The organism is Cellulophaga sp. 20_2_10, from assembly GCF_023476645.1.
Taxonomy (GTDB): domain Bacteria; phylum Bacteroidota; class Bacteroidia; order Flavobacteriales; family Flavobacteriaceae; genus Cellulophaga.
Genome location: NZ_JAMCOJ010000003.1, coordinates 54,910 through 73,488, shown reverse-complemented (window position 1 = coordinate 73,488; position 18,579 = coordinate 54,910). Strand labels below are relative to the sequence as shown.

Below are 18,579 nucleotides of genomic sequence, written 5' to 3'. Positions count from 1 at the left end.
TTATATTTGTGTGTAGGCTTATGATAAAAACAAGTAAACTTCAATTTTCTTATTCTACTGAAAACACTTTTGGTTTTCCAGATATTTCTTTACCAGAAGGAGAACACCTTTTAATATTAGGATCTTCTGGTGTTGGCAAAACAACTTTATTGCATTTACTAGCGGGTTTATTGCCTGCAAGTTCTGGCAATATTACTATTGGCAATACTGCTTTAGAGCAATTATCTAGAAAAAAACTAGATGCTTTCAGAGGCAGACAAATGGGAATAATTTTTCAGAACGATTATTTTATACATGCGCTTTCTGTTGGTGAAAATCTAGCGCTACGCCTGTATTTTCCTGACAAGAAAAAAGATCCTACAAGAATAAAAGAATTAGCAGAAAGACTCGGGATTTTAGAATTACTACCTAAAAAAGTTACGGCCTTAAGCGAAGGGCAACGCCAACGTTTATCTATAGCCTTAGCCTTAATAAACAAGCCGAAAATTATTTTTGCAGACGAACCAACAGCCAGTCTAGATGATAAAAACTGCGAAAAAGTTATTGCCCTTTTAAAAGAAGAAGCAAGTAACAGCAATGCTAATTTGCTTATAATTACGCACGACCAAAGAGTAAAAACAATGTTCAAAAACCATTTGTATTTATGAATCTTGTAAAGCTCAGTTTTAAAAATCTAATTTCTAAACCTCTTAATGCTGTATTAAGCCTGTTACTTTTAGTTTTAAGTGTAGCCTTAGTTACATTTATGCTTCAATTAAGCGCACAGGTTAAAGGCAATTTAGATAAAAACATAAAACCGGTAGACTTAGTTGTTGGCGCAAAAGGAAGCCCGTTGCAACTAGTGCTTTCATCCGTCTTACATATAGATGCACCTACAGGAAACATTAAACTAAAAGACGCCGAAAAGCTAAGAAAAAGTAGACTTGTAAAAGCGGCCGTTCCTGTCTCTTATGGCGATAACTACAAAGGAGTTCGCATTTTAGGCACAGAAACTAGTTACTTAAAATTATACCATGCCGAGCTAGAAAACGGCACGTTATTTAATACATCTCATCAGGTCGTTTTAGGTAGTGCAACCGCAAAAAAATTAAACTTAAAATTAGGTGACACCTTTTTAAGTTCTCACGGTTTGGCAGACCAAAGTTTAGAAGAACATCACGGACACCCATTTAAAGTAGTCGGTATTTTAAAAACAACGGGCAGCGTAGTAGACAATTTAATTATTACGAGTTTAGAAAGTATTTGGGATGTTCATAGTCACCCAGGAGAGGAACACCATGATGACGATTTAGAAGTAACTTCTTTACTTATACAATTTAGCAACCCAATGGCAATGATGCAGTTGCCTAGATATATTAACGACAAAACCAATATGCAAGCGGCACTACCCTCTCTAGAGATTAATCGTTTGGTTAAGCTACTAGGTGTTGGCGTACAAACCATACAACTTATAGCTATTGCAATATTATTAGTTTCTGGTTTAAGTATATTTATTAGTCTTTTAAAAGCGATTAGAGAACGTAGACAAGAGCTTGCACTGTTACGTACTTATGGCGCAACATCTGGACAATTATTATGGTTAGTTCTCTTAGAAGGTCTGTTTCTAGGTTTTATAGGATACGTTTTAGGTTGGTTAATTGGCAGGTTAGGACTATGGGTAATATCTACCTACGCACAAAATAGTTATGGTTATACCTTTAATTTAGCAACACCTACTAAATGGGAAGCCCTACTACTACTCGCTACTTTAGGCATTACTGTTTTAGCTTCTGTCTTGGCGTCCTTATCCGTTTTTAAACTGAATGTCTCTAAAATTCTATCAGCAGAAAAATAAAAACGTATTTGGAACAATTATTGGATTGCTATCTTTGAAAAAAATTAATACTATGGTTAAAAAGTTAAGTCTCTTATTGTTTTTTGCTCTTTTTGCTCAGCTTACATCTGCACAAGCATTGTTAGACTGGGAAGATATGATACAAGGCGTAACATATACAACTCCAGAAGGCGGAGCTGAGTTAGGTGAATTTTTAACACCAACTTACAAGAAAAAAATGTTAGATTTAGAAGGACAAGAAATATCTATTACTGGCTATTTTTTAGTTCTAGAGGGGCAAAAAGATTCTTTTATGCTATCTAATAATCCTATGGCATCTTGCTTCTTTTGTGGTAACGGCGGACCAGAAACTATTATAGAATTGTATTTTGATTCTAGACCTAGCTTTTCTATGGACGACCTTATTTCTGTAAAAGGGACTTTAAAGTTAAACAGAGATAATCCGGACCATACATACTACACTATTGAACATGCAAATGGTTTTACTATAAAAATGTAGTCTCTATATTATGAAATAACGAAGCTCTTTAAATTTTTTAAAGGGCTTTTTTTATGTGCTAATTCTTGAATAAGTCAAAGATTTAATCGCATGCGTTACACCTTTTTCAATTTTTAACGGAATTTAGTAGTGGTAAAATAGTTGCCAATATCACTACAAATTATGGTTCTAAAAAAAAGTAATCTATTTAAAATTAGCATAGCTATAGTTGTACTAGGCTTACTTAGTTTGTTGTGCGCTCACAGCTTTGTTAAATATAAAATAAAGCAACATTTACAAGAAAATTTACCGCAACATTTAAATATAAATTACAACAGCATTTCCCTTAATCTCTTAGTAGGTAATGTTAGCTTAGATAAAATTGTTTTTAAAGAGTTTAGTACAAATAACAAGGCTAAAACAGTCGTAAAAGCAGATAAAATCGCTGTTAAAAACATTGGTTATATACCTCTTTTATTCCACAACAAAATAAGTTTAGGTAAGCTAGAAATAGACAATCCAGAGCTTACATACTACACAGGATTAGAGACACACCTTAAGCATAAAAAAGAAGGTGCTTTAGAAAACATAATCTCTATTGGCGAATTTAAAAGTACAAACGGCAACATTATCTTTTTAAATGATAAAGAAGAAACTGTTGCTAGCGCAGAACACATTTTTATTACTTTAAAAGATGTTGCTTTTAAAACTGACAAAAAAGAAAATAACAACCCCATAAAGTATAGCAACGGCACCATTACTGCTCAAAAATTATATAGTAATTTAGGAAAGTTTGAAGCATTTTATGCAAAAAGTTTAGTCGTAAAAAATGAATTAGTAATGGTTCATAATCTTCAACTAAAAACAAAATATACCAAAGAAGAATTATCAAAAAATATAATAACAGAAAGAGATTTTATCAATCTAAAAATTGAAGAATTAAAGTTAGAAAACACATCTTTTAACTATGCCAAATCAACTTCTATTTTAAGAATTCCCTTAATAAGTATAATAGAACCCAATTTAGAAGTATACAGGGATAAACTGATTGCAGATGACCTTAGTTACAAGCCAATGTACAGTAAAATGCTAAGAGAGTTGCCCCTAAAAATAAGCGTAGACTCTGTTCTAATAAAACAAGGCCAAATTGCGTACCAAGAAAAGTTAGAGCAACATATAAAGCCGGAAAAATTGAGTTTTAACAAAGTAAATGCATCCATAAGTAACTTAAATAACGACAGTAACAAAAGAACTATAGTACGCACAAACTCTTTGTTAATGAATAAAACTCCGCTAGCGTTAAATTGGAGTTTTGACATACATAAAAAATCTGATTCTTTTACTGCCTGGGGAAGTTTCACAAACTTAGATATAGCCAGTATAAATCCGTTTTTAAATACAAACTTACGTGTAACAGCAGAAGGAGATATGCAGCGTATGTATTTTACATTTAGCGGCACAAAACAAACAGCTACAGGAGATTTAAAAATTAAGTACAACAATTTTAAATTTAAAATACTAAAAAAAGACCGTTTAGGAGTTAATAAACTCTTGACCAAACTGGGTAATTTAATTATTAAAGAAGGCTCTAAATCAAACCCTAAAAATTTTAGATATGGTAAAATTAAAGTTGAACGAGACACCACAAAATCGTTCTTTAATTATCTATGGATAAGCATTAAGGGCGGACTTTTAGATGCGTTAACTGGCAAAGGAATTAAAGAAGAGTAAAACACCACAAAAATAAAGTTTAACACATAAAAACAAATAATATGGGAGTAATTGCCACAGACAACAATAAAATAACACTAATTTATAGTGCAGAGAATTCTATAGGCAAACAAACACTTGGCTATATATCTTCTGCTACAGAAGATATTTTAACTATAGATTCTTCTAAAACAAAAATAACAGGCACTCAATGGGCAGAAATTGCTGATAAATTAAAAATGGATATACGTGATTTAGTAGATCAAAACCATCCAAATTTCACAAAAGAATATGGAGATAAGGAGGTTAACATATCTAACGAAGATTGCATTAAAGTGCTGCAAAACAAGCCAGAAACATTGGCGTATGCAATTTTAATTAATGGTAATGATTTTGCTTTGATAAAAACACCATCAGATGTATTAAAACATTTAGACACAAAAACAAATACTAACAATCAGTAAAAAATGAAAAAGCGTAAAATATATAAAAAGAAGAGGTACGCCATACCAATAGCAATCCTAGTTATTGTTTTTGTAGCACGCTTGCTTTTACCTACGCTTGTAAAAAATTATGTAAACAATGTTTTAGCAGACATACCTGGGTATTACGGACAAGTAAAAGATATAGACATTTCCTTAATTAAGGGCGCCTATGTAATTAATGGCCTGTACTTAAACAAACAGGAAGCTAAATCTCAAGTGCCCTTTATTGCCATAAAAAAGACAGCAATTTCTATACAATGGAAAGCACTTTTAAATGGAAAAATAGTTAGTGAGGTAAATTTGGATGAGCCTAGTTTTATCTATGTTTTTGAAGACCACGAAGAACAAGACAGCACAAATATAGATGATTGGTCTAAAGCCTTAACAGATTTAGTCCCTATAGACATAAACCATTTAACTATTAAAAACGGAAAGCTTGGTTTTGTAGAAATAAACACAAACCCAAACATAGACTTACATTTAAACTCTATTAATTTACAAGCAACAAACTTAAAAAACATAGCACAAAAGAGTAGAAATTTACCTTCTACCCTAACGGCTACTGCTGTTTCTATAGGTAACGGAAAAGTACAATTAGATGGCAAAATGGATTTGGTAAAAGAAATTCCAGATATGGATATCTCTTTATCGCTAGAAAATGCAGATGCAAAGGCCCTAAACAGTTTTACAAACCATTATGCAGGCATAGACTTTAGCAAAGGTAATTTTGGACTGTATAGTGAAATTGCCATTGCAGACGGGTATTTAACAGGCTACTTTAAACCTATTTTAAAGGATGCAAAACTTATTAATAAAGAAGATAGTTTTTTTGAAACTATATGGGAAGGCTTTGTTGGCTTTTTTAAGTTTATTCTTAAAAACCAAAAGCAAAATACGCTAGCTACTAAAATTCCTGTTCAAGGAGATTTAACCAATGTTAAAACCAAAATTTTTCCTACTGTAACTAATATTTTTAAAAACGCCTGGATATCTGCCTTTAAAGGTAGAGTAGATGACAACGTAACTTTTAAAGATGCAGAAAAAGGTGCGGATGAGAACAACAAAAAGAAGAAAAACAAGTAACTTTAGTACAGTTAATAATTTAATGGATTGCATTAAACTACTTTGATACCTTTGGGTATTTTTGAAAACGAGAAATATAGTACAATTAAAAAAATCACAATATGAGCACTACAATCACAACAGTAAATCCGTATACCGGAAAAGACATAAAAACATACAATTTACATACAAAAGAAGAAATAGATTCTGTTTTACTAACAGGAGAAAAGACCTTTAAAACTTGGAGAAAAACAGGTATAAAAGAGCGCACTTCTTTATTAAAAAAATTAGCAAAACAGTTAGAGAATAAAAGAGAAGACTTAGCTGCTTTAATGACTGCAGAAATGGGCAAACCAATAGTACAAAGTAGAGCAGAGATAGATAAATGTGTTTGGTTGTGCGACTTTTACGCTAAAAACGCAGACAACTTTTTAAGCGATGCAATTATAGATACAGAAGCACAAGAAAGCTTTATTAGTTATGACCCTATTGGTGGGGTATTGGCTGTAATGCCCTGGAATTATCCTTTTTGGCAAGTATTTAGATTTGCAGTACCAACAATAACCGCTGGTAATGTTGGTATTTTAAAACACGCTGCAAATGTTACTGGTTGTGCGTTAGCAATACAAGATTTATTTACAGATGCTGGCTATCCAGAGGGTTGTTTTCAGACAATTATTGCAGACCACAAAGCAACAGAGACAGTTTTAGAAAGTAATTTTATACAAGCTGTTAGTGTTACCGGTAGTGAAAAAGCTGGTAAATCGATTGCCGGTATTGCTGGTAAAAACTTAAAGAAATCAGTATTGGAATTGGGCGGTAACAATTCCTGTATTGTTTGGGATAATGCAGATTTAGATACTTACATACCTACAATGGTAAAAGCAAGATTCCAAAATACAGGACAAAGTTGTATTGCAGCAAAACGATTTATAGTTGAAGACAGCATATATGAGGAGTTCTTAGAAAAATTTAAGAAAGAGGTTGAATCTTTAAAAATTGGAAATCCGGAAGAAGAAGATACTTTTATGGCCTCTATGGCACGTACAGACTTAGCTGAAGAATTAAAGAAACAAGTTGATGAGTCGGTGCAAAAAGGAGCCAAAGTACTCATGGGTAATACGCTTACAAATGCGAATTACGCTCCCACAATACTTACAAACATTACTGAAGATATGCCCGTTTTTAGTCAAGAAACGTTTGGACCTGTAGCAACAATAATAAAAGCTAAAAATAAAAAACATAGCTTAGAGCTAGCAGCTAATTCAAGATTTGGATTAGGAGCTATGTTATTTACCGAAGATATAGATGCTGCAAGAGAAGCAATAGACCAGATAGAAGATGGCGCATTTTTTGTAAACGAAATGGTAAAATCTGACCCAAGATTACCTTTTGGAGGAACTAAAGCATCTGGTTATGGTAGAGAGTTATCCAAAGAAGGAATGTTAGAGTTTGTAAACAAAAAGACCGTTTATATTAAATAATACATCTTAAAAGACCTAAAAAAAGCTTCAAACTAAAGGTTTGCCTAATAGTTTGAAGCTTTTTTATATTAAAATATTAGTCCACTAATTCTTTAAGTTTAGCTGCCAATTTATTTAGATTTTTTTCATTATACCCCATAGAAATATAAACAACTACCCCGTTTTTATCTATTATATAATTTAGGGGTATACCTTGCTTTTTGTAAGCACTATAAAGCTCTTTTTTAGGATCTAAATACACATTAAAGTCCACTCCTCTTCCCTTTAACTCATCCATTTTTTTAAGTACCGTAGAGCGTTTTTCTCCTACAGAGACAGGAATAAACAGAAAGTCTTTGCCTTTATTGGGCTCCAAAATTACTTCTGAAATCTCATAAAACTCACGCAAACAAGGTACACACCATGTTGCCCAAAAATTTAGCAAAATCACTTTTCCTTTTAAGTCAGACTTTTTTAATAAGTCCCCATGAATATCTTCTAGTGCAAAATCAGCGATCGTATCACCAACTTTAATTTTAGAAGCAACTACTGCTTCTTTTTTTATAATTTTTACGTCTTTAGTCTTAGACTTATCTTTAATTGGTTGCTTGTTCTTATTGGCTAACATTTCTTCTTCAGAAAATATTTCAATTTTCATTACAAAGTTGTTATCCAATCTTTCTTTAAAACGTTCTACAATAGCTTTTTTCTCTTTTTTAGAAACGCCATTATGCATAGCCTTTATTCTATTCTCTTTTTGTAAAACCGTAAGAGATTCTTCAGTGACCTCTTGACCGTCTACAATAAAAATCATTTTTGGTTTTACTACGTTTTTATCTTGTGCAGAGACAGAAAAACTACATACAAAACATAAAAAAAGTACAGAAACACAAATATATTTCTGTACTGTATTACATACTATCTTCATTTTTTACTTTAAAGTTATTTCAATAACACCGTTTCTACCCTTAGAACCGTATTTTGCTGTCGCACTTTCATTTTTCAAAACATTAATAGACTCAATTTCATCAGGATCAATCATATCTAAATTAAACTGATTATCTATTTCTTGTCCATTTACAACAAATAATGCTTTCTCTACTCCTTTCTTGTTCTCTAATCTAAAGCCAATTTTTTCAATTGCATTAGATTTTTCTGAGGTAGTCACATAAAAATAAAAAGAATTAATTGCTATTGCACTTTCTTCCTTATGTGTTTCTGTTTTATTATCTTTTGTTTTATACACTGCAGATATGCTTGTTATATTACCTTTAGTATCGCGCTCAACATTATTAAAAGATAAGTCTACCTTTTCCTTTTTGGCATCAGCAATATAACTCGCTAAATCATTTTCTGTAGTAGCAGAATTAATATCTAGCTTTAAAATTTTAAAGTTTTCATTCCCTTCTTTTTTAGAAAATGTAAAGCTATTGGATTGTGCTTGTAGATTTGCACTTAACATACAAAGTAATAATGCAATAACTGCTGCATTAATTTTAATTTTTACCGATTTCATTTTTTGTAACATAACTGATCGTTTTTTTATTGATTAAAGATTGATATTTATTTTTTTGTTTTAATTTCTATTACGCCATTCTCCCCTTTTTTACCAAACCTGTCTATCGCGGATTGATTTTTAAAGACGTATATATTCTCAATATTTTCTGGAATTATAAGGTTCATATCAAAAGAGCTCGGCATTACTTCACCATTTACTATTATTAGTGGTTTTTTACTGCTAAAATTAGAACCTTTAGCAGAAACAGTACCAATTGGTGTGGTCATAGAAACAGGGGTAATAGTAGCCGATGCATTATTTTCTATTTGAAAGTTATATGTATCACTTACTTTTTCTTGTTTTTCTTTTGATTGTGTATCAACAGTTTTAGTTGGTTTTTTAGCCTCATTTACTATTGTTTTAATAGTGTCTTTTGTAATTACGGCTTCGCTATTTTTTACAATAGTTATTTTAGGAATACCATTAATTAAGTTATTAGAAACAGGTTTAGATTGCGCAATTGTTTTTGTGTTGAATAAAAGAACAGCACAAAATAGCATAGGTATTACGAACCCCATTTTTAATATACTTTCTTTTCTAGACTTACTTTTATTAAGCATTACAATACGTTTTTTCACTAATGAGTTAAAGAATGTATTGGTTAGCGATAAAGATGCTACACTATGTACAGATTGTTGCAACAATAAATACTGGTATTCTTTTTTATTTTGATGAGACACAATTGCATCATCTACAAGGTACTCTAGGTTTACAGAAACCACTTTTTTGTACCACCAAGCAAATGGATTTATCCATTGTAAAATACACAACAAATGTGTAAGTAACATATCTAAAGAATGTTTTTGTATGGCGTGTAACTCTTCATGCTTAATAATTGTTTTAAGCTCATCTGCCGTATGCAAACTTGGGTTATACACAATGTAATTAAAAAATGAAAAAGCACTTGTATCTTCCGTAACCTCAACCATTTTAAAACGACCTACTCTTTTAGTTGTCCCTTTTTTTATTAAACTAAATAAAGACGCCAATTGCACTAAAAACTGACCTAAGAAAAACACACAACCTATGCCATAGATAGCAAAAACTACCGACCACCAATTTATATTTTCTGTAGGGTTATTAGCAACTATTTGTTCTAATGAACTAAAATCTACTTCAGGAGCATTTACAAATACAACCTTAGTAATAATTAAAAACGGAAATACTAGAGCTACAACCACGCCCACTATTAAAAACCATCGGTTTGCTTTAAAAAAAGTCTCTCTACGCAAAAACAACTGAAAACAAACAAAAAACAGCGCAACTACCAAGCTGCTTTTAGCAACAAAAATTAAATACTCCATTATTTCTTGTTTTCTATATGGTTGATAATCTCTTTTAACTCATCTAAACTAATTTTATCTTCAGTAACAAAGTTAGATACCAAACTTTTGTAAGAGTTGCTGTAAAAGTCTGTAATTGCCCTACTCATAAATCCTTTTCTATATACTTCTTTCTCTACTATAGGGTAATATTGGTGTGTATTACCATATGCAGTATGACTAACGTATCCTTTTTCTTCTAAATGCCTAATCATTGTAGATAGCGTATTGTAATGCGGCTTATCTTCTTTAAATTCTGCCAAGACATCTTTTACAAAAGCTTTTTCAAGCTTCCATAAAATCTTAAGCACTTCTTCTTCTTTGTTTGTTAACTTTTTCATCTTGTATGTATTACAACTCGTATGTATCAGAAATCAAACTTAAACCTATTTTTTTAGTTACGCAACTATTTTTATAGTTAAAAAACTAAAATTATAGTTTTTGATTGTTAGAAACAAAGAAAGGCTACTCTTTTGGAGCAGCCTTTCTTTTATAAAATAATGTTCTTTGTTCGTTTAAAACTACCAAATACGCACTCTTTCTTCTGGAGCAACATACATTTTATCTCCTTCTTTAATATCAAAAGCATCGTAGAAATAATCTATGTTAAGTAATGGTTGTACCGCTCTAATCATTCCTGGAGAGTGCGGATCTGTTTTTACCTGGTTACGTAAAGCTTCATCTCTAGACTTAGTTCTCCAAACTGTAGCCCAAGACATAAAGAAACGTTGCTCTGCTGTAAACCCATCAATATCTTCAGGTCTTCCGTTTTCTTCAAATAACAATTGCAAACCGTCATAAGCACCTAAAACACCACCTAAATCACCTATATTTTCACCTAAAGTAAATTTACCGTTTACATAAACGCTATCTAAAACTTCTAGGTTGCTGTATTGTGCAGCTAAAGCATCACCTCTTTCTGTAAAAGCAGCTAAATCTTCATCTGTCCACCAGTTTTTAAGGTTACCCTCAGCATCAAAGCGAGCACCACTATCATCAAAAGCATGAGAAATTTCATGTCCAATTACAGCACCAATACCACCATAATTTACAGCATCATCTGCAGTATAGTTGTAAAAAGGAGGTTGTAAAATTGCAGCAGGAAAAACAATTTCGTTATTCATTGGATTAAAGTATGCATTAACAGTTTGTGGAGACATTCCCCACTCGCTCTTATCTACAGGCTCACCAATTTCAGAAAAGTTTTTAGCTCTACCCCATTTACCAACAGCCATCATATTATCAAAGTAAGACTTGTCTGCTGCTACTTCCATAGCAGAATAATCTTCCCAAGAATCTGGGTAAGCTATTTTTACAGTAAACTTATCTAACTTTTCAATTGCTTTTACTTTTGTATCAGCACTCATCCAATCTAATTTCTTAATTCGGTTTTTATAAGCTGTAATTACATTCGCAATCATTTTTTCTGCTTTTACTTTAGCTTCTGGCGGAAACTTAGCGTCTACATACAATTTACCTAAAGCTTCACCAACAGTACCATTTACAGTAGCCAATGCTAACTCATCTGCAGGACGTTGTTTCTTATCGCCTCTTAAATATTTGCTATAAAATTCCCAGCTAGCAACATCCGTAGCCGTAGTTAACCTACCTGTTGCACCATTAAAAGTGTCCCACCTTACAAGTGTTTTTAAATCTTCAATAGGTGTGTTTTTCAATAACTTATCTAAAGCAGCAGTGTACTTTAATTGTGTAACCAAAATAGTATCAAACTTTTTAGTCATTCCCAAATCAGCAATCATCTTTTTAATATCTAAAGAAGTAAGCATAGCGTCTGCCTCTGCAACAGTTTTAGGATTATTAAAGTTTCTTGCATCACGACTTTGCACTTTGTCTAAACGTGGCTCTGCTAATTTAGTTTCTAGATCTAAAATCGTTACAGCTGCTTTGTTTGCAACCTCTTCAGAGTCGCCCAACATTTGTAACATTTTAGAGATGTACTTTTTATACTCTTCTCTAATTTCCTTAGACTTACTATCTTGCTCTAAATAAAAGTCACGATCTGGTAAACCAAGACCAGCGCCACCCATATAAACCGCATTCATTGCAGAATTATTTAAATCTGCACGTACACTAAACCCAATAAACGGAGAAGAAACCGCTGGGTTTTTAGCTAAAATTGTTTGTAAATCTGCCAAGTTCTTAACCCCTGCAATTGCCTCTAAAGCTGATTTAATTGGTGCTAAACCTGCTTTGTTTCTAGCAGCGGTGTCTAACTTAGTTTCAAAAATAGCCAATGCTTTGGCTTGGTCTGTATCTGCACCGTACTTACCACTTTCCTTAGCTTCTGCAATAATCTCTAATACATCTGCATCTGTTGACTGGCGTAATACAGAAAAACCACCCCAGCTAGACCTGTCATCAGGAATCTCTGTATTTTTCATCCAACTACCATTAACATAGTTGTAAAAATCTGATTTAGGATTAACCAGAGTATCCATATTCTCTAGTGCAATACCAGGAATTTTTACTACTTCTTTAGTTTCTGTTTCAGTTGTTGCCGCTTCTTTTTTACCTTCTTTACAAGAGGTAACCGCAAGAGCACCAACTAAACCTACCATAAGTAGTGATTTGTTAGTAATTTTCATTGTTCAGTTTTTAAATTGTTAAATTAGTCTTTGATCCTAATTGACTTAGTCTCTACACAAAAATAAGGAAAAGATAAAATAAAGCTTCATTTTGTGTGTTAATTACATTTTTAGTTCCAAAACATTATATTTTACAAGGGTATTTTCAATACTTATTAGTTCTAACAAAGGTTAAAACAGTATTTACTATCATTAAAAAAATGGTATTTTTACTTTTTAAGTCAAGAACAGACGTAGAATAAGATTTATGAAGAACGATAAAATAAAAAATGTGTTTAAAGAAGGTGCTATTTCTAGTGCTTTTATAGGCGAAGCAATTGCCAAGCACCAGAGTAAAACACAAATAGGAGCACATAATATTTTTTTAGGTCAGGTTAGAGCAGATAAAATAGACGATAAAGTTGTAAAAGCTATAGATTATACTGCGTATGAAGAAATGGCAAACCTTAAGTTTCACGAAATAAAAGAAGCAACATTCTCTAAGTTTAATATTACTTGCATGCACATTTACCATAGTAAAGGCATTGTAAATATTGGCGAAATTTGTTTGTTCGTTTTTGTTTCTGCACCACACAGACAAGTAGTTTTTGATGCACTTAATTATGTTGTAGAAGAAATTAAAGCCCAAGTTCCTGTTTTTGGCAAAGAAATTTTTGAAGACAGCTCTTATCAATGGAAAGTAAACAAATAACAATGGTAGATATTACACAAAAAGCAATTACATTAAGAACTGCAATTGCACAAGCTGTTGTAAAAGTAAGTACACAAGCAACTATAGATGCTATAAATAACAAAACTGTTCCTAAGGGAGATGTTTTTGCTATGAGCAAAGCTGCAGGTTTACTTGGTGTAAAAAAAACACCAGATTTATTACCAGATTGCCATCCTATACCTATTGAGTATACAGATATTACATACCAAATTAACGACTTAGAGATTACTGTTCTCATTACTGTAAAAACAAACTACAAAACTGGCGTAGAGGTAGAAGCTATGCATGGCGCAAGTGTTGTTGCACTAAATATGTACGATATGCTAAAACCAATAGACAAAGGCATAGAGATACACCGTATAAAGCTTTTAAAGAAAACAGGTGGTAAGTCTGATATTACCAATAAGTAAAATATTATTTTTTATAATTTACAAGCAATTAACTTTATTGGTTTTGCGTTTTTAAGAGAATAAACTAATTTTAATAACTCGCATATTGCGTGTATTACAATTCTCTAAAAAATAGCTACTATGGACAATCTTAAACGGGTAATTGTAGATTTTAAAAAACTTACTCCAGAAGTATTAAAACTCTTGGTCGAAAAATATCCTGCCGGATATGGTGATAAAGATATTTTTACTTTTAAAAATGCCAAAAAGGAAACTATTGAGGCTGTAGAAGTAATTACAGAAGACACAAAGTATCTTGTTAAAATTAGCGCCAAGTTAGAGTATACTATGGAAAACTATGACGAGGACGACTATGAGGATTTTAAAGATGATGACCCCACAGCCATCCCAGACATTAGTTTAGATACAGATGATGATGACTAATTTATTTAGCCAAATTCTTCAACATTGTTTCTGTAGTTTTTTCTAGATCAAATTCTGCTTTCCAACCCCAATCTTTTTCTGCTACAGAAGCATCAATACTTTGCGGCCAAGAATCTGCTATTTCTTGTCTAAAATCTACGTTATAATCAATTTTAAACTCAGGTATCTGTTTTTGTATACTTGCTGCAATTTCGGTTGGTGTAAAACTCATTGCTGCTAAGTTATAAGAAGAACGTTCTTTTATCTTCTCTGCGCCAGTTTCCATAACGGCTATAGTTGCTCTAATAGCATCGTCCATAAACATCATTGGCAACTTTGTGTTTTCAGACAGAAAACAAGTGTATTCTTTATTTTCTAAAGCCTTATGGTAAATTTCTACAGCATAATCTGTAGTACCACCACCTGGTTGTGTTTTCCAACTAATTAAACCTGGGTAACGCAAACTACGTACATCTACACCATATTTATTAAAGTAATAAGAACACCAGCGTTCACCAGACTGCTTACTTATACCATAAACTGTACTCGGTTCCATAATCGTATTTTGTGGCGTATCTTCTTTTGGTGTATTAGGTCCAAAAACCGCAATACTAGAAGGCCAAAATATTTTAGTTATCTTTTTATCTTTAGCAAGATTTAAAACATTAAAAAGAGACCCCATATTTAAGTCCCATGCACGCATAGGAAATTTTTCTGCAGTAGCACTTAACATTGCTGCCATAAGGTACACCTCATCTATTTCATAATGCATTACTACATTTTCTATAGCCTTATAATCTGTAGCGTCTAAAAGTTCAAAAGGGCCACTTGCCATAAGATCTTCACTTCCTTCTCTTATATCACTAGCAACTACATTATCGTTACCGTGTTTTTCTCGCAAAGCCAATGTAAGCTCTGTTCCTATTTGCCCGCAGGCACCTATAATTAAGATAGATTTTTGCACAATAATTGGTGTTCTAAAATTAGACTGCAAAGATATATTTATTAAATTAACTTTAGTGTCAATTACATATTTACTACTTATTTAACTAATTTTATAGATGAATACAAAGTGAACAAACTTCTTATCTTATTCTTTTTTTATACTTTCGTCTTATGAAAAGATTTTCCCTTTTTTTTATATTGATTTTTACCTTTATTTCTTGTGATAAAACAAAGAAAGAAGCCGTAAAAGAAGAGCTCGTAGCTAGTAAAATTACTTTTAACGCTAAAAAGCTTCCTAAAAAGAATAAACTAGATCCAAAAGTAGTAGCTGTTCTAGAAAACTGGCAAGAGTACAAGAATTTTAACACAGCTATAGATGGTATGTATAAAGCAGAAAATGATGAAGATCTGCGCTTAACACTAGACCAAATTATAGAAGCTCAGAAAAAGCTAGAAGCATCTACTTTTCCTGAAGAATATAATAAACCGCATATTAAAAGCAGATTAACGGTTATAAAAACATATACTTTAAAAACTAAAGCAGCTATAGAATATAGTTTAGTTATTTTAGAACCTGCATCAGAGATGATAGATGCTTACAATAATTTTAGAAATCAGTTTAATATTATTGCAAATAACACTTTAGACACTAACTTAATTTTACAAAATGAATAAGACCTTTATTTTTCTTTTTACGCTTGTTGCAACTTTACAGCTAACTGCACAAAAAACAGAAATTAACACGGTTGTAGATGCTTGGCACAAAGCGGCATCGGATGCAGATTTTGACGCGTACTTTGGTTTTATGACTAAGGATGGTGTGTTTATAGGCACAGAAGCCACAGAAAACTGGCAAAACAAAGACTTTAAAGCTTTTTCTAAACCTTATTTTGACAAAGGAAAAGCGTGGAGCTTTACAGCATTAGAACGAAACATTTATATAGATAAATCTAAAAAAATTGCTTGGTTTGATGAATTACTAGACACCCAAATGGAAATTTGTCGTGGTTCTGGAGTTCTAAAAAAAGTAAAAGGAGAATGGAAAATTGCACATTATGTACTTTCTATTGCCATACCAAATGAAAACGTAGACAAGGTGGTTGACTTAAAAAAAGAGAAAGACCAACTGTTAAAGGAAGAATTAAAACAAAACTAAAAAAGGAGCGCAAAAGCGCTCCTTTTTTAGTTTTGTAGTAAATAGCAATTATTTTTTTGGCTCAGCAGCCTCTGTTTTTCTAGCCTCTATAGCTTGCTTGCTTAGGCTAGCTAAATTAAAATTAGGTGCTATTGCCAGAGCTTCATTAATAATAGCCAATGCAGCATCAGGGTTTGCCTGGTCGTTATTGTACTGTACCAAAGCTTTTAAATGTAAAAATGCTGCTTTTAAAGACACCTCGTAAGGTTGTTGTCTTTCATAGAAAGCATACTTCATATCATCCTTAGCGTTTGTTAAACCATACTCAATATTAGTACTAGCTCCTGCTTTATCTCCTGTTTGTATTTTTAAATCTGCTAACTCGTATGCTAAAAAAGCATTAGGTGCTCTTTTATTTAAAATCTCGAACTGAGCAATAGCCCTTTTTAAATCACCAAGATCTTTTAAAGCCAATGCTCTTACCTGTACAGCCATATCAGAATCTGTATCTTTAGTATCTACGCCAATAGTGCGCAATGCTTGCATATTTTGGTTGTTGTTTACATATAAATAAGCAAGAGTATCTTTACGTGCTTCGTTCGGGGCTAATACATTTAAATGTGTTATTGCGTTAATTATTCCTTGAGTATCTCCTTGAGATTTCATTTGCTTGTAAAATGCTTCATAGTGCGTTAACAAGTCACTTTTTGTTTGTGCACTTATGCTTAAAGCAAAAAGCAACACAACTGCCGTAATTATCTGTTTCATTCTCATAATTTTAGTGCCTCAAAACTATAAAAATATTTCTAGTAAACAGTAAAAAAATATGTAAGGAATCGCATAAAATAAAAAAAGCCCTCTAAAGAGGGCTCATAGGTCAAATTTGATAATAAGATTTGGGATCTTTTTATATCATTTTATATCATTTTATGAAAATGCCAGATTTGGGAAAAAAGGCGTTTTAATATCGTTTTTGCAATTATTTAATTCGGATTTTACAATCGTTATTTCCTAATTACAATGCAAATATATGAGGTAACTTAAAACTCTAACAATTTATGTTGTGAACCTGCCCTATTCTGTTGTATAAAAAATAAGTTGTCACTTTTCTTCGATAAAGTGCACTTTCATAGATGAATAGTAAACTATTCACGTTATTATTTAGTACTCATCTAAGTGTTCTGGATAAAGAAAATTGTTATAAGGAAAACGAGTTACGTGAATATCCCTAACCTCATCATAAACCCTTTTTCTAAACGTATCTAAATTCTCATTATTCAATGCCGAAATAAATAAAGCCCTATCGCCTACCTTTTGCATCCAAGATTTTTTCCACTCGTCTAACGTAAAATGTACTTTAGTTTTCTCTGTTACCAAATCATCTTCATCTATAGTTTCGTGTGTAAATTGATCTATTTTATTAAATACAATAATTGTCTTTTTGTCTTGTGCTTTTATTTCTTCAAGTGTATTTAGCACAGAAGCTATATGGTCTTCAAAATTAGGGTGAGATATATCTACTATATGCAACAGTAAATCTGCCTCACGCACCTCATCTAATGTACTTTTAAAGCTCTCTACCAATTGCGTAGGTAGTTTTCTAATAAAACCTACAGTATCACTTAATAAAAACGGCAAGTTCCCCAAAACTACTTTACGTACAGTTGTATCTAGAGTTGCAAAAAGTTTGTCTTCTGCAAATACTTCACTCTTACTAACTACATTCATTAAAGTAGATTTACCTACGTTGGTATACCCCACCAAAGCTACTCTAACTAAAGCACCACGGTTACCACGTTGGGTTTCCATTTGCCTGTCTATTTTACCTAGCTTCTTCTTAAGTAATGTAATACGGTCGCGTACAATACGCCTATCTGTTTCTATCTCCGTTTCTCCAGGTCCACGCATACCAATACCCCCTTTTTGACGCTCTAAGTGAGTCCACAAACCTGTTAGTCTTGGCAGTAGATATTGATATTGTGCCAATTCTACCTGTGTACGTGAGTAGCTTGTTTGTGCTCTCTGCGCAAAAATATCTAGAATTAGTGTGGTTCTATCTACTATTTTACATTTTAAATGACGCTCTATATTACGTTGTTGCCCTGGTGTAAGTTCATCATCAAAAATAACAGAACCTATTTCATTTTCTTCAACATAAAGAGCAACCTCATCCATTTTACCACTTCCTATATATGTCTTAGGGTTTGGTTTATCTATTCTCTGTACAAATCTCTTGTATACTTCGCCACCTGCTGTATAGGTTAAAAACTCTAATTCATCTAAGTATTCTGTTACCTTTTGCTCTGTTTGTGTGCTACTTATAACTCCTATAAGAACAGTTTTTTCATATTCTACGACTATCTTCTCTAGCATATGTTTAATTTATAATGCAAATCTAATCAATACTTGCTAAGCTATTTTTGTATTTTAGCATCTAATATTAAAAAGTGAGCGCTT

The 18,579-nt window shown here is 32.3% G+C and carries 20 protein-coding genes; 12 read left to right on the top strand and 8 right to left on the bottom strand.

Going from position 1 to position 18,579, the window contains the following annotated elements; translation table 11 throughout:
* The first annotated feature begins 20 nt into the window (after positions 1–20).
* The 7 genes from M4I21_RS06670 to M4I21_RS06640 all read left to right on the top strand — a co-directional run bounded on the left by M4I21_RS06670 (position 21) and on the right by M4I21_RS06640 (position 7,053).
* Entirely contained in the window at positions 21–647 is a 627-nt protein-coding gene (locus M4I21_RS06670) for an ABC transporter ATP-binding protein (protein ID WP_249558343.1), read from the top strand.
* On the top strand, positions 644–1,834 hold the full coding sequence (locus M4I21_RS06665; protein WP_249558342.1) for an ABC transporter permease: 1,191 nt from the start codon (positions 644–646) through the stop codon (positions 1,832–1,834). The genes M4I21_RS06670 and M4I21_RS06665 overlap by 4 nt, the downstream gene beginning before the upstream one ends.
* Positions 1,835–1,886: 52 nt before the next feature.
* Positions 1,887–2,333, top strand: a complete 447-nt coding sequence (locus tag M4I21_RS06660) for a hypothetical protein (protein WP_249558341.1) — start codon at positions 1,887–1,889, stop codon at positions 2,331–2,333.
* A 162-nt stretch (positions 2,334–2,495) separates the two neighbouring features.
* Positions 2,496–4,043 carry an AsmA family protein gene (locus tag M4I21_RS06655; protein ID WP_249558340.1) on the top strand — a complete coding sequence of 516 codons (1,548 nt, stop codon included), beginning with the start codon at positions 2,496–2,498 and terminating at the stop codon, positions 4,041–4,043.
* 41 nt (positions 4,044–4,084) lie between these two features.
* Entirely contained in the window at positions 4,085–4,486 is a 402-nt protein-coding gene (locus M4I21_RS06650; RefSeq protein WP_249558339.1) for a hypothetical protein, read from the top strand.
* A 3-nt stretch (positions 4,487–4,489) separates the two neighbouring features.
* Positions 4,490–5,590 carry a DUF748 domain-containing protein gene (locus M4I21_RS06645; protein WP_249558338.1) on the top strand — a complete coding sequence of 367 codons (1,101 nt, stop codon included), beginning with the start codon at positions 4,490–4,492 and terminating at the stop codon, positions 5,588–5,590.
* Positions 5,591–5,691: 101 nt separating this feature from the next.
* The gene (locus M4I21_RS06640; RefSeq protein WP_249558337.1) at positions 5,692–7,053 is read left to right on the top strand and encodes an NAD-dependent succinate-semialdehyde dehydrogenase; all 1,362 of its coding nucleotides are present in this window, start codon (positions 5,692–5,694) and stop codon (positions 7,051–7,053) included.
* 76 nt (positions 7,054–7,129) lie between these two features.
* Here the strand turns inward: M4I21_RS06640 and M4I21_RS06635 are convergent, their stop codons facing one another.
* From M4I21_RS06635 to M4I21_RS06615, 5 genes are all read right to left on the bottom strand, one after another.
* Positions 7,130–7,960, bottom strand: a complete 831-nt coding sequence (locus M4I21_RS06635; protein ID WP_249558336.1) for a TlpA family protein disulfide reductase — start codon at positions 7,958–7,960, stop codon at positions 7,130–7,132.
* Between the two features lie 3 nt (positions 7,961–7,963).
* The gene (locus M4I21_RS06630) at positions 7,964–8,548 is read right to left on the bottom strand and encodes a TonB-dependent receptor plug domain-containing protein (RefSeq protein ID WP_249558335.1); all 585 of its coding nucleotides are present in this window, start codon (positions 8,546–8,548) and stop codon (positions 7,964–7,966) included.
* 47 nt (positions 8,549–8,595) lie between these two features.
* Positions 8,596–9,894 carry a M56 family metallopeptidase gene (locus tag M4I21_RS06625; RefSeq protein ID WP_249558334.1) on the bottom strand — a complete coding sequence of 433 codons (1,299 nt, stop codon included), beginning with the start codon at positions 9,892–9,894 and terminating at the stop codon, positions 8,596–8,598.
* A complete protein-coding gene (locus tag M4I21_RS06620) occupies positions 9,894–10,253 on the bottom strand; it encodes a BlaI/MecI/CopY family transcriptional regulator (protein ID WP_249558333.1) in 360 nt (119 codons plus the stop codon). The genes M4I21_RS06625 and M4I21_RS06620 overlap by 1 nt, the downstream gene beginning before the upstream one ends.
* A gap of 180 nt (positions 10,254–10,433) precedes the next feature.
* Entirely contained in the window at positions 10,434–12,518 is a 2,085-nt protein-coding gene (locus M4I21_RS06615; RefSeq protein ID WP_249558332.1) for a M13 family metallopeptidase, read from the bottom strand.
* A 247-nt stretch (positions 12,519–12,765) separates the two neighbouring features.
* Between M4I21_RS06615 and M4I21_RS06610 the strand changes: the two genes are divergently transcribed.
* The 3 genes from M4I21_RS06610 to M4I21_RS06600 all read left to right on the top strand — a co-directional run bounded on the left by M4I21_RS06610 (position 12,766) and on the right by M4I21_RS06600 (position 14,063).
* Positions 12,766–13,209, top strand: coding sequence for a molybdenum cofactor biosynthesis protein MoaE (locus tag M4I21_RS06610; protein ID WP_249558331.1), 444 nt, complete (start codon positions 12,766–12,768; stop codon positions 13,207–13,209).
* Entirely contained in the window at positions 13,191–13,640 is a 450-nt protein-coding gene (gene moaC, locus M4I21_RS06605; protein WP_249558330.1) for a cyclic pyranopterin monophosphate synthase MoaC, read from the top strand. Before M4I21_RS06610 ends, moaC begins: the two co-directional genes overlap by 19 nt.
* 120 nt (positions 13,641–13,760) lie before the next feature.
* A complete protein-coding gene (locus M4I21_RS06600) occupies positions 13,761–14,063 on the top strand; it encodes a hypothetical protein (RefSeq protein ID WP_249558329.1) in 303 nt (100 codons plus the stop codon).
* Position 14,064: 1 nt separating this feature from the next.
* On the opposite strand, the gene M4I21_RS06595 is transcribed toward M4I21_RS06600, so the two are convergent.
* Positions 14,065–15,006, bottom strand: a complete 942-nt coding sequence (locus tag M4I21_RS06595) for an NAD-dependent epimerase/dehydratase family protein (RefSeq protein WP_249558731.1) — start codon at positions 15,004–15,006, stop codon at positions 14,065–14,067.
* 152 nt (positions 15,007–15,158) lie between these two features.
* Between M4I21_RS06595 and M4I21_RS06590 the strand changes: the two genes are divergently transcribed.
* Positions 15,159–15,662, top strand: coding sequence for a hypothetical protein (locus M4I21_RS06590; protein WP_249558328.1), 504 nt, complete (start codon positions 15,159–15,161; stop codon positions 15,660–15,662).
* A complete protein-coding gene (locus M4I21_RS06585; RefSeq protein WP_249558327.1) occupies positions 15,655–16,143 on the top strand; it encodes a nuclear transport factor 2 family protein in 489 nt (162 codons plus the stop codon). Before M4I21_RS06590 ends, M4I21_RS06585 begins: the two co-directional genes overlap by 8 nt.
* Before the next feature lie 48 nt (positions 16,144–16,191).
* On the opposite strand, the gene M4I21_RS06580 is transcribed toward M4I21_RS06585, so the two are convergent.
* The gene (locus tag M4I21_RS06580) at positions 16,192–16,890 is read right to left on the bottom strand and encodes a tetratricopeptide repeat protein (protein ID WP_249558326.1); all 699 of its coding nucleotides are present in this window, start codon (positions 16,888–16,890) and stop codon (positions 16,192–16,194) included.
* A gap of 393 nt (positions 16,891–17,283) precedes the next feature.
* Positions 17,284–18,495 carry a GTPase HflX gene (hflX, locus tag M4I21_RS06575; RefSeq protein ID WP_249558325.1) on the bottom strand — a complete coding sequence of 404 codons (1,212 nt, stop codon included), beginning with the start codon at positions 18,493–18,495 and terminating at the stop codon, positions 17,284–17,286.
* Positions 18,496–18,579 lie beyond the last annotated feature (84 nt).

Coding starts and splice junctions, on each gene's coding strand:
- M4I21_RS06670 (WP_249558343.1), top strand. CDS start 21: ATGATAAAAACAAGTAAACTTCAATTTTCTTATTCTACTGAAAACACT.
- M4I21_RS06665 (WP_249558342.1), top strand. CDS start 644: ATGAATCTTGTAAAGCTCAGTTTTAAAAATCTAATTTCTAAACCTCTT.
- M4I21_RS06660 (WP_249558341.1), top strand. CDS start 1,887: ATGGTTAAAAAGTTAAGTCTCTTATTGTTTTTTGCTCTTTTTGCTCAG.
- M4I21_RS06655 (WP_249558340.1), top strand. CDS start 2,496: ATGGTTCTAAAAAAAAGTAATCTATTTAAAATTAGCATAGCTATAGTT.
- M4I21_RS06650 (WP_249558339.1), top strand. CDS start 4,085: ATGGGAGTAATTGCCACAGACAACAATAAAATAACACTAATTTATAGT.
- M4I21_RS06645 (WP_249558338.1), top strand. CDS start 4,490: ATGAAAAAGCGTAAAATATATAAAAAGAAGAGGTACGCCATACCAATA.
- M4I21_RS06640 (WP_249558337.1), top strand. CDS start 5,692: ATGAGCACTACAATCACAACAGTAAATCCGTATACCGGAAAAGACATA.
- M4I21_RS06635 (WP_249558336.1), bottom strand. CDS start 7,960: ATGAAGATAGTATGTAATACAGTACAGAAATATATTTGTGTTTCTGTA.
- M4I21_RS06630 (WP_249558335.1), bottom strand. CDS start 8,548: ATGAAATCGGTAAAAATTAAAATTAATGCAGCAGTTATTGCATTATTA.
- M4I21_RS06625 (WP_249558334.1), bottom strand. CDS start 9,894: ATGGAGTATTTAATTTTTGTTGCTAAAAGCAGCTTGGTAGTTGCGCTG.
- M4I21_RS06620 (WP_249558333.1), bottom strand. CDS start 10,253: ATGAAAAAGTTAACAAACAAAGAAGAAGAAGTGCTTAAGATTTTATGG.
- M4I21_RS06615 (WP_249558332.1), bottom strand. CDS start 12,518: ATGAAAATTACTAACAAATCACTACTTATGGTAGGTTTAGTTGGTGCT.
- M4I21_RS06610 (WP_249558331.1), top strand. CDS start 12,766: ATGAAGAACGATAAAATAAAAAATGTGTTTAAAGAAGGTGCTATTTCT.
- moaC (WP_249558330.1), top strand. CDS start 13,191: ATGGAAAGTAAACAAATAACAATGGTAGATATTACACAAAAAGCAATT.
- M4I21_RS06600 (WP_249558329.1), top strand. CDS start 13,761: ATGGACAATCTTAAACGGGTAATTGTAGATTTTAAAAAACTTACTCCA.
- M4I21_RS06590 (WP_249558328.1), top strand. CDS start 15,159: ATGAAAAGATTTTCCCTTTTTTTTATATTGATTTTTACCTTTATTTCT.
- M4I21_RS06585 (WP_249558327.1), top strand. CDS start 15,655: ATGAATAAGACCTTTATTTTTCTTTTTACGCTTGTTGCAACTTTACAG.
- M4I21_RS06580 (WP_249558326.1), bottom strand. CDS start 16,890: ATGAAACAGATAATTACGGCAGTTGTGTTGCTTTTTGCTTTAAGCATA.
- hflX (WP_249558325.1), bottom strand. CDS start 18,495: ATGCTAGAGAAGATAGTCGTAGAATATGAAAAAACTGTTCTTATAGGA.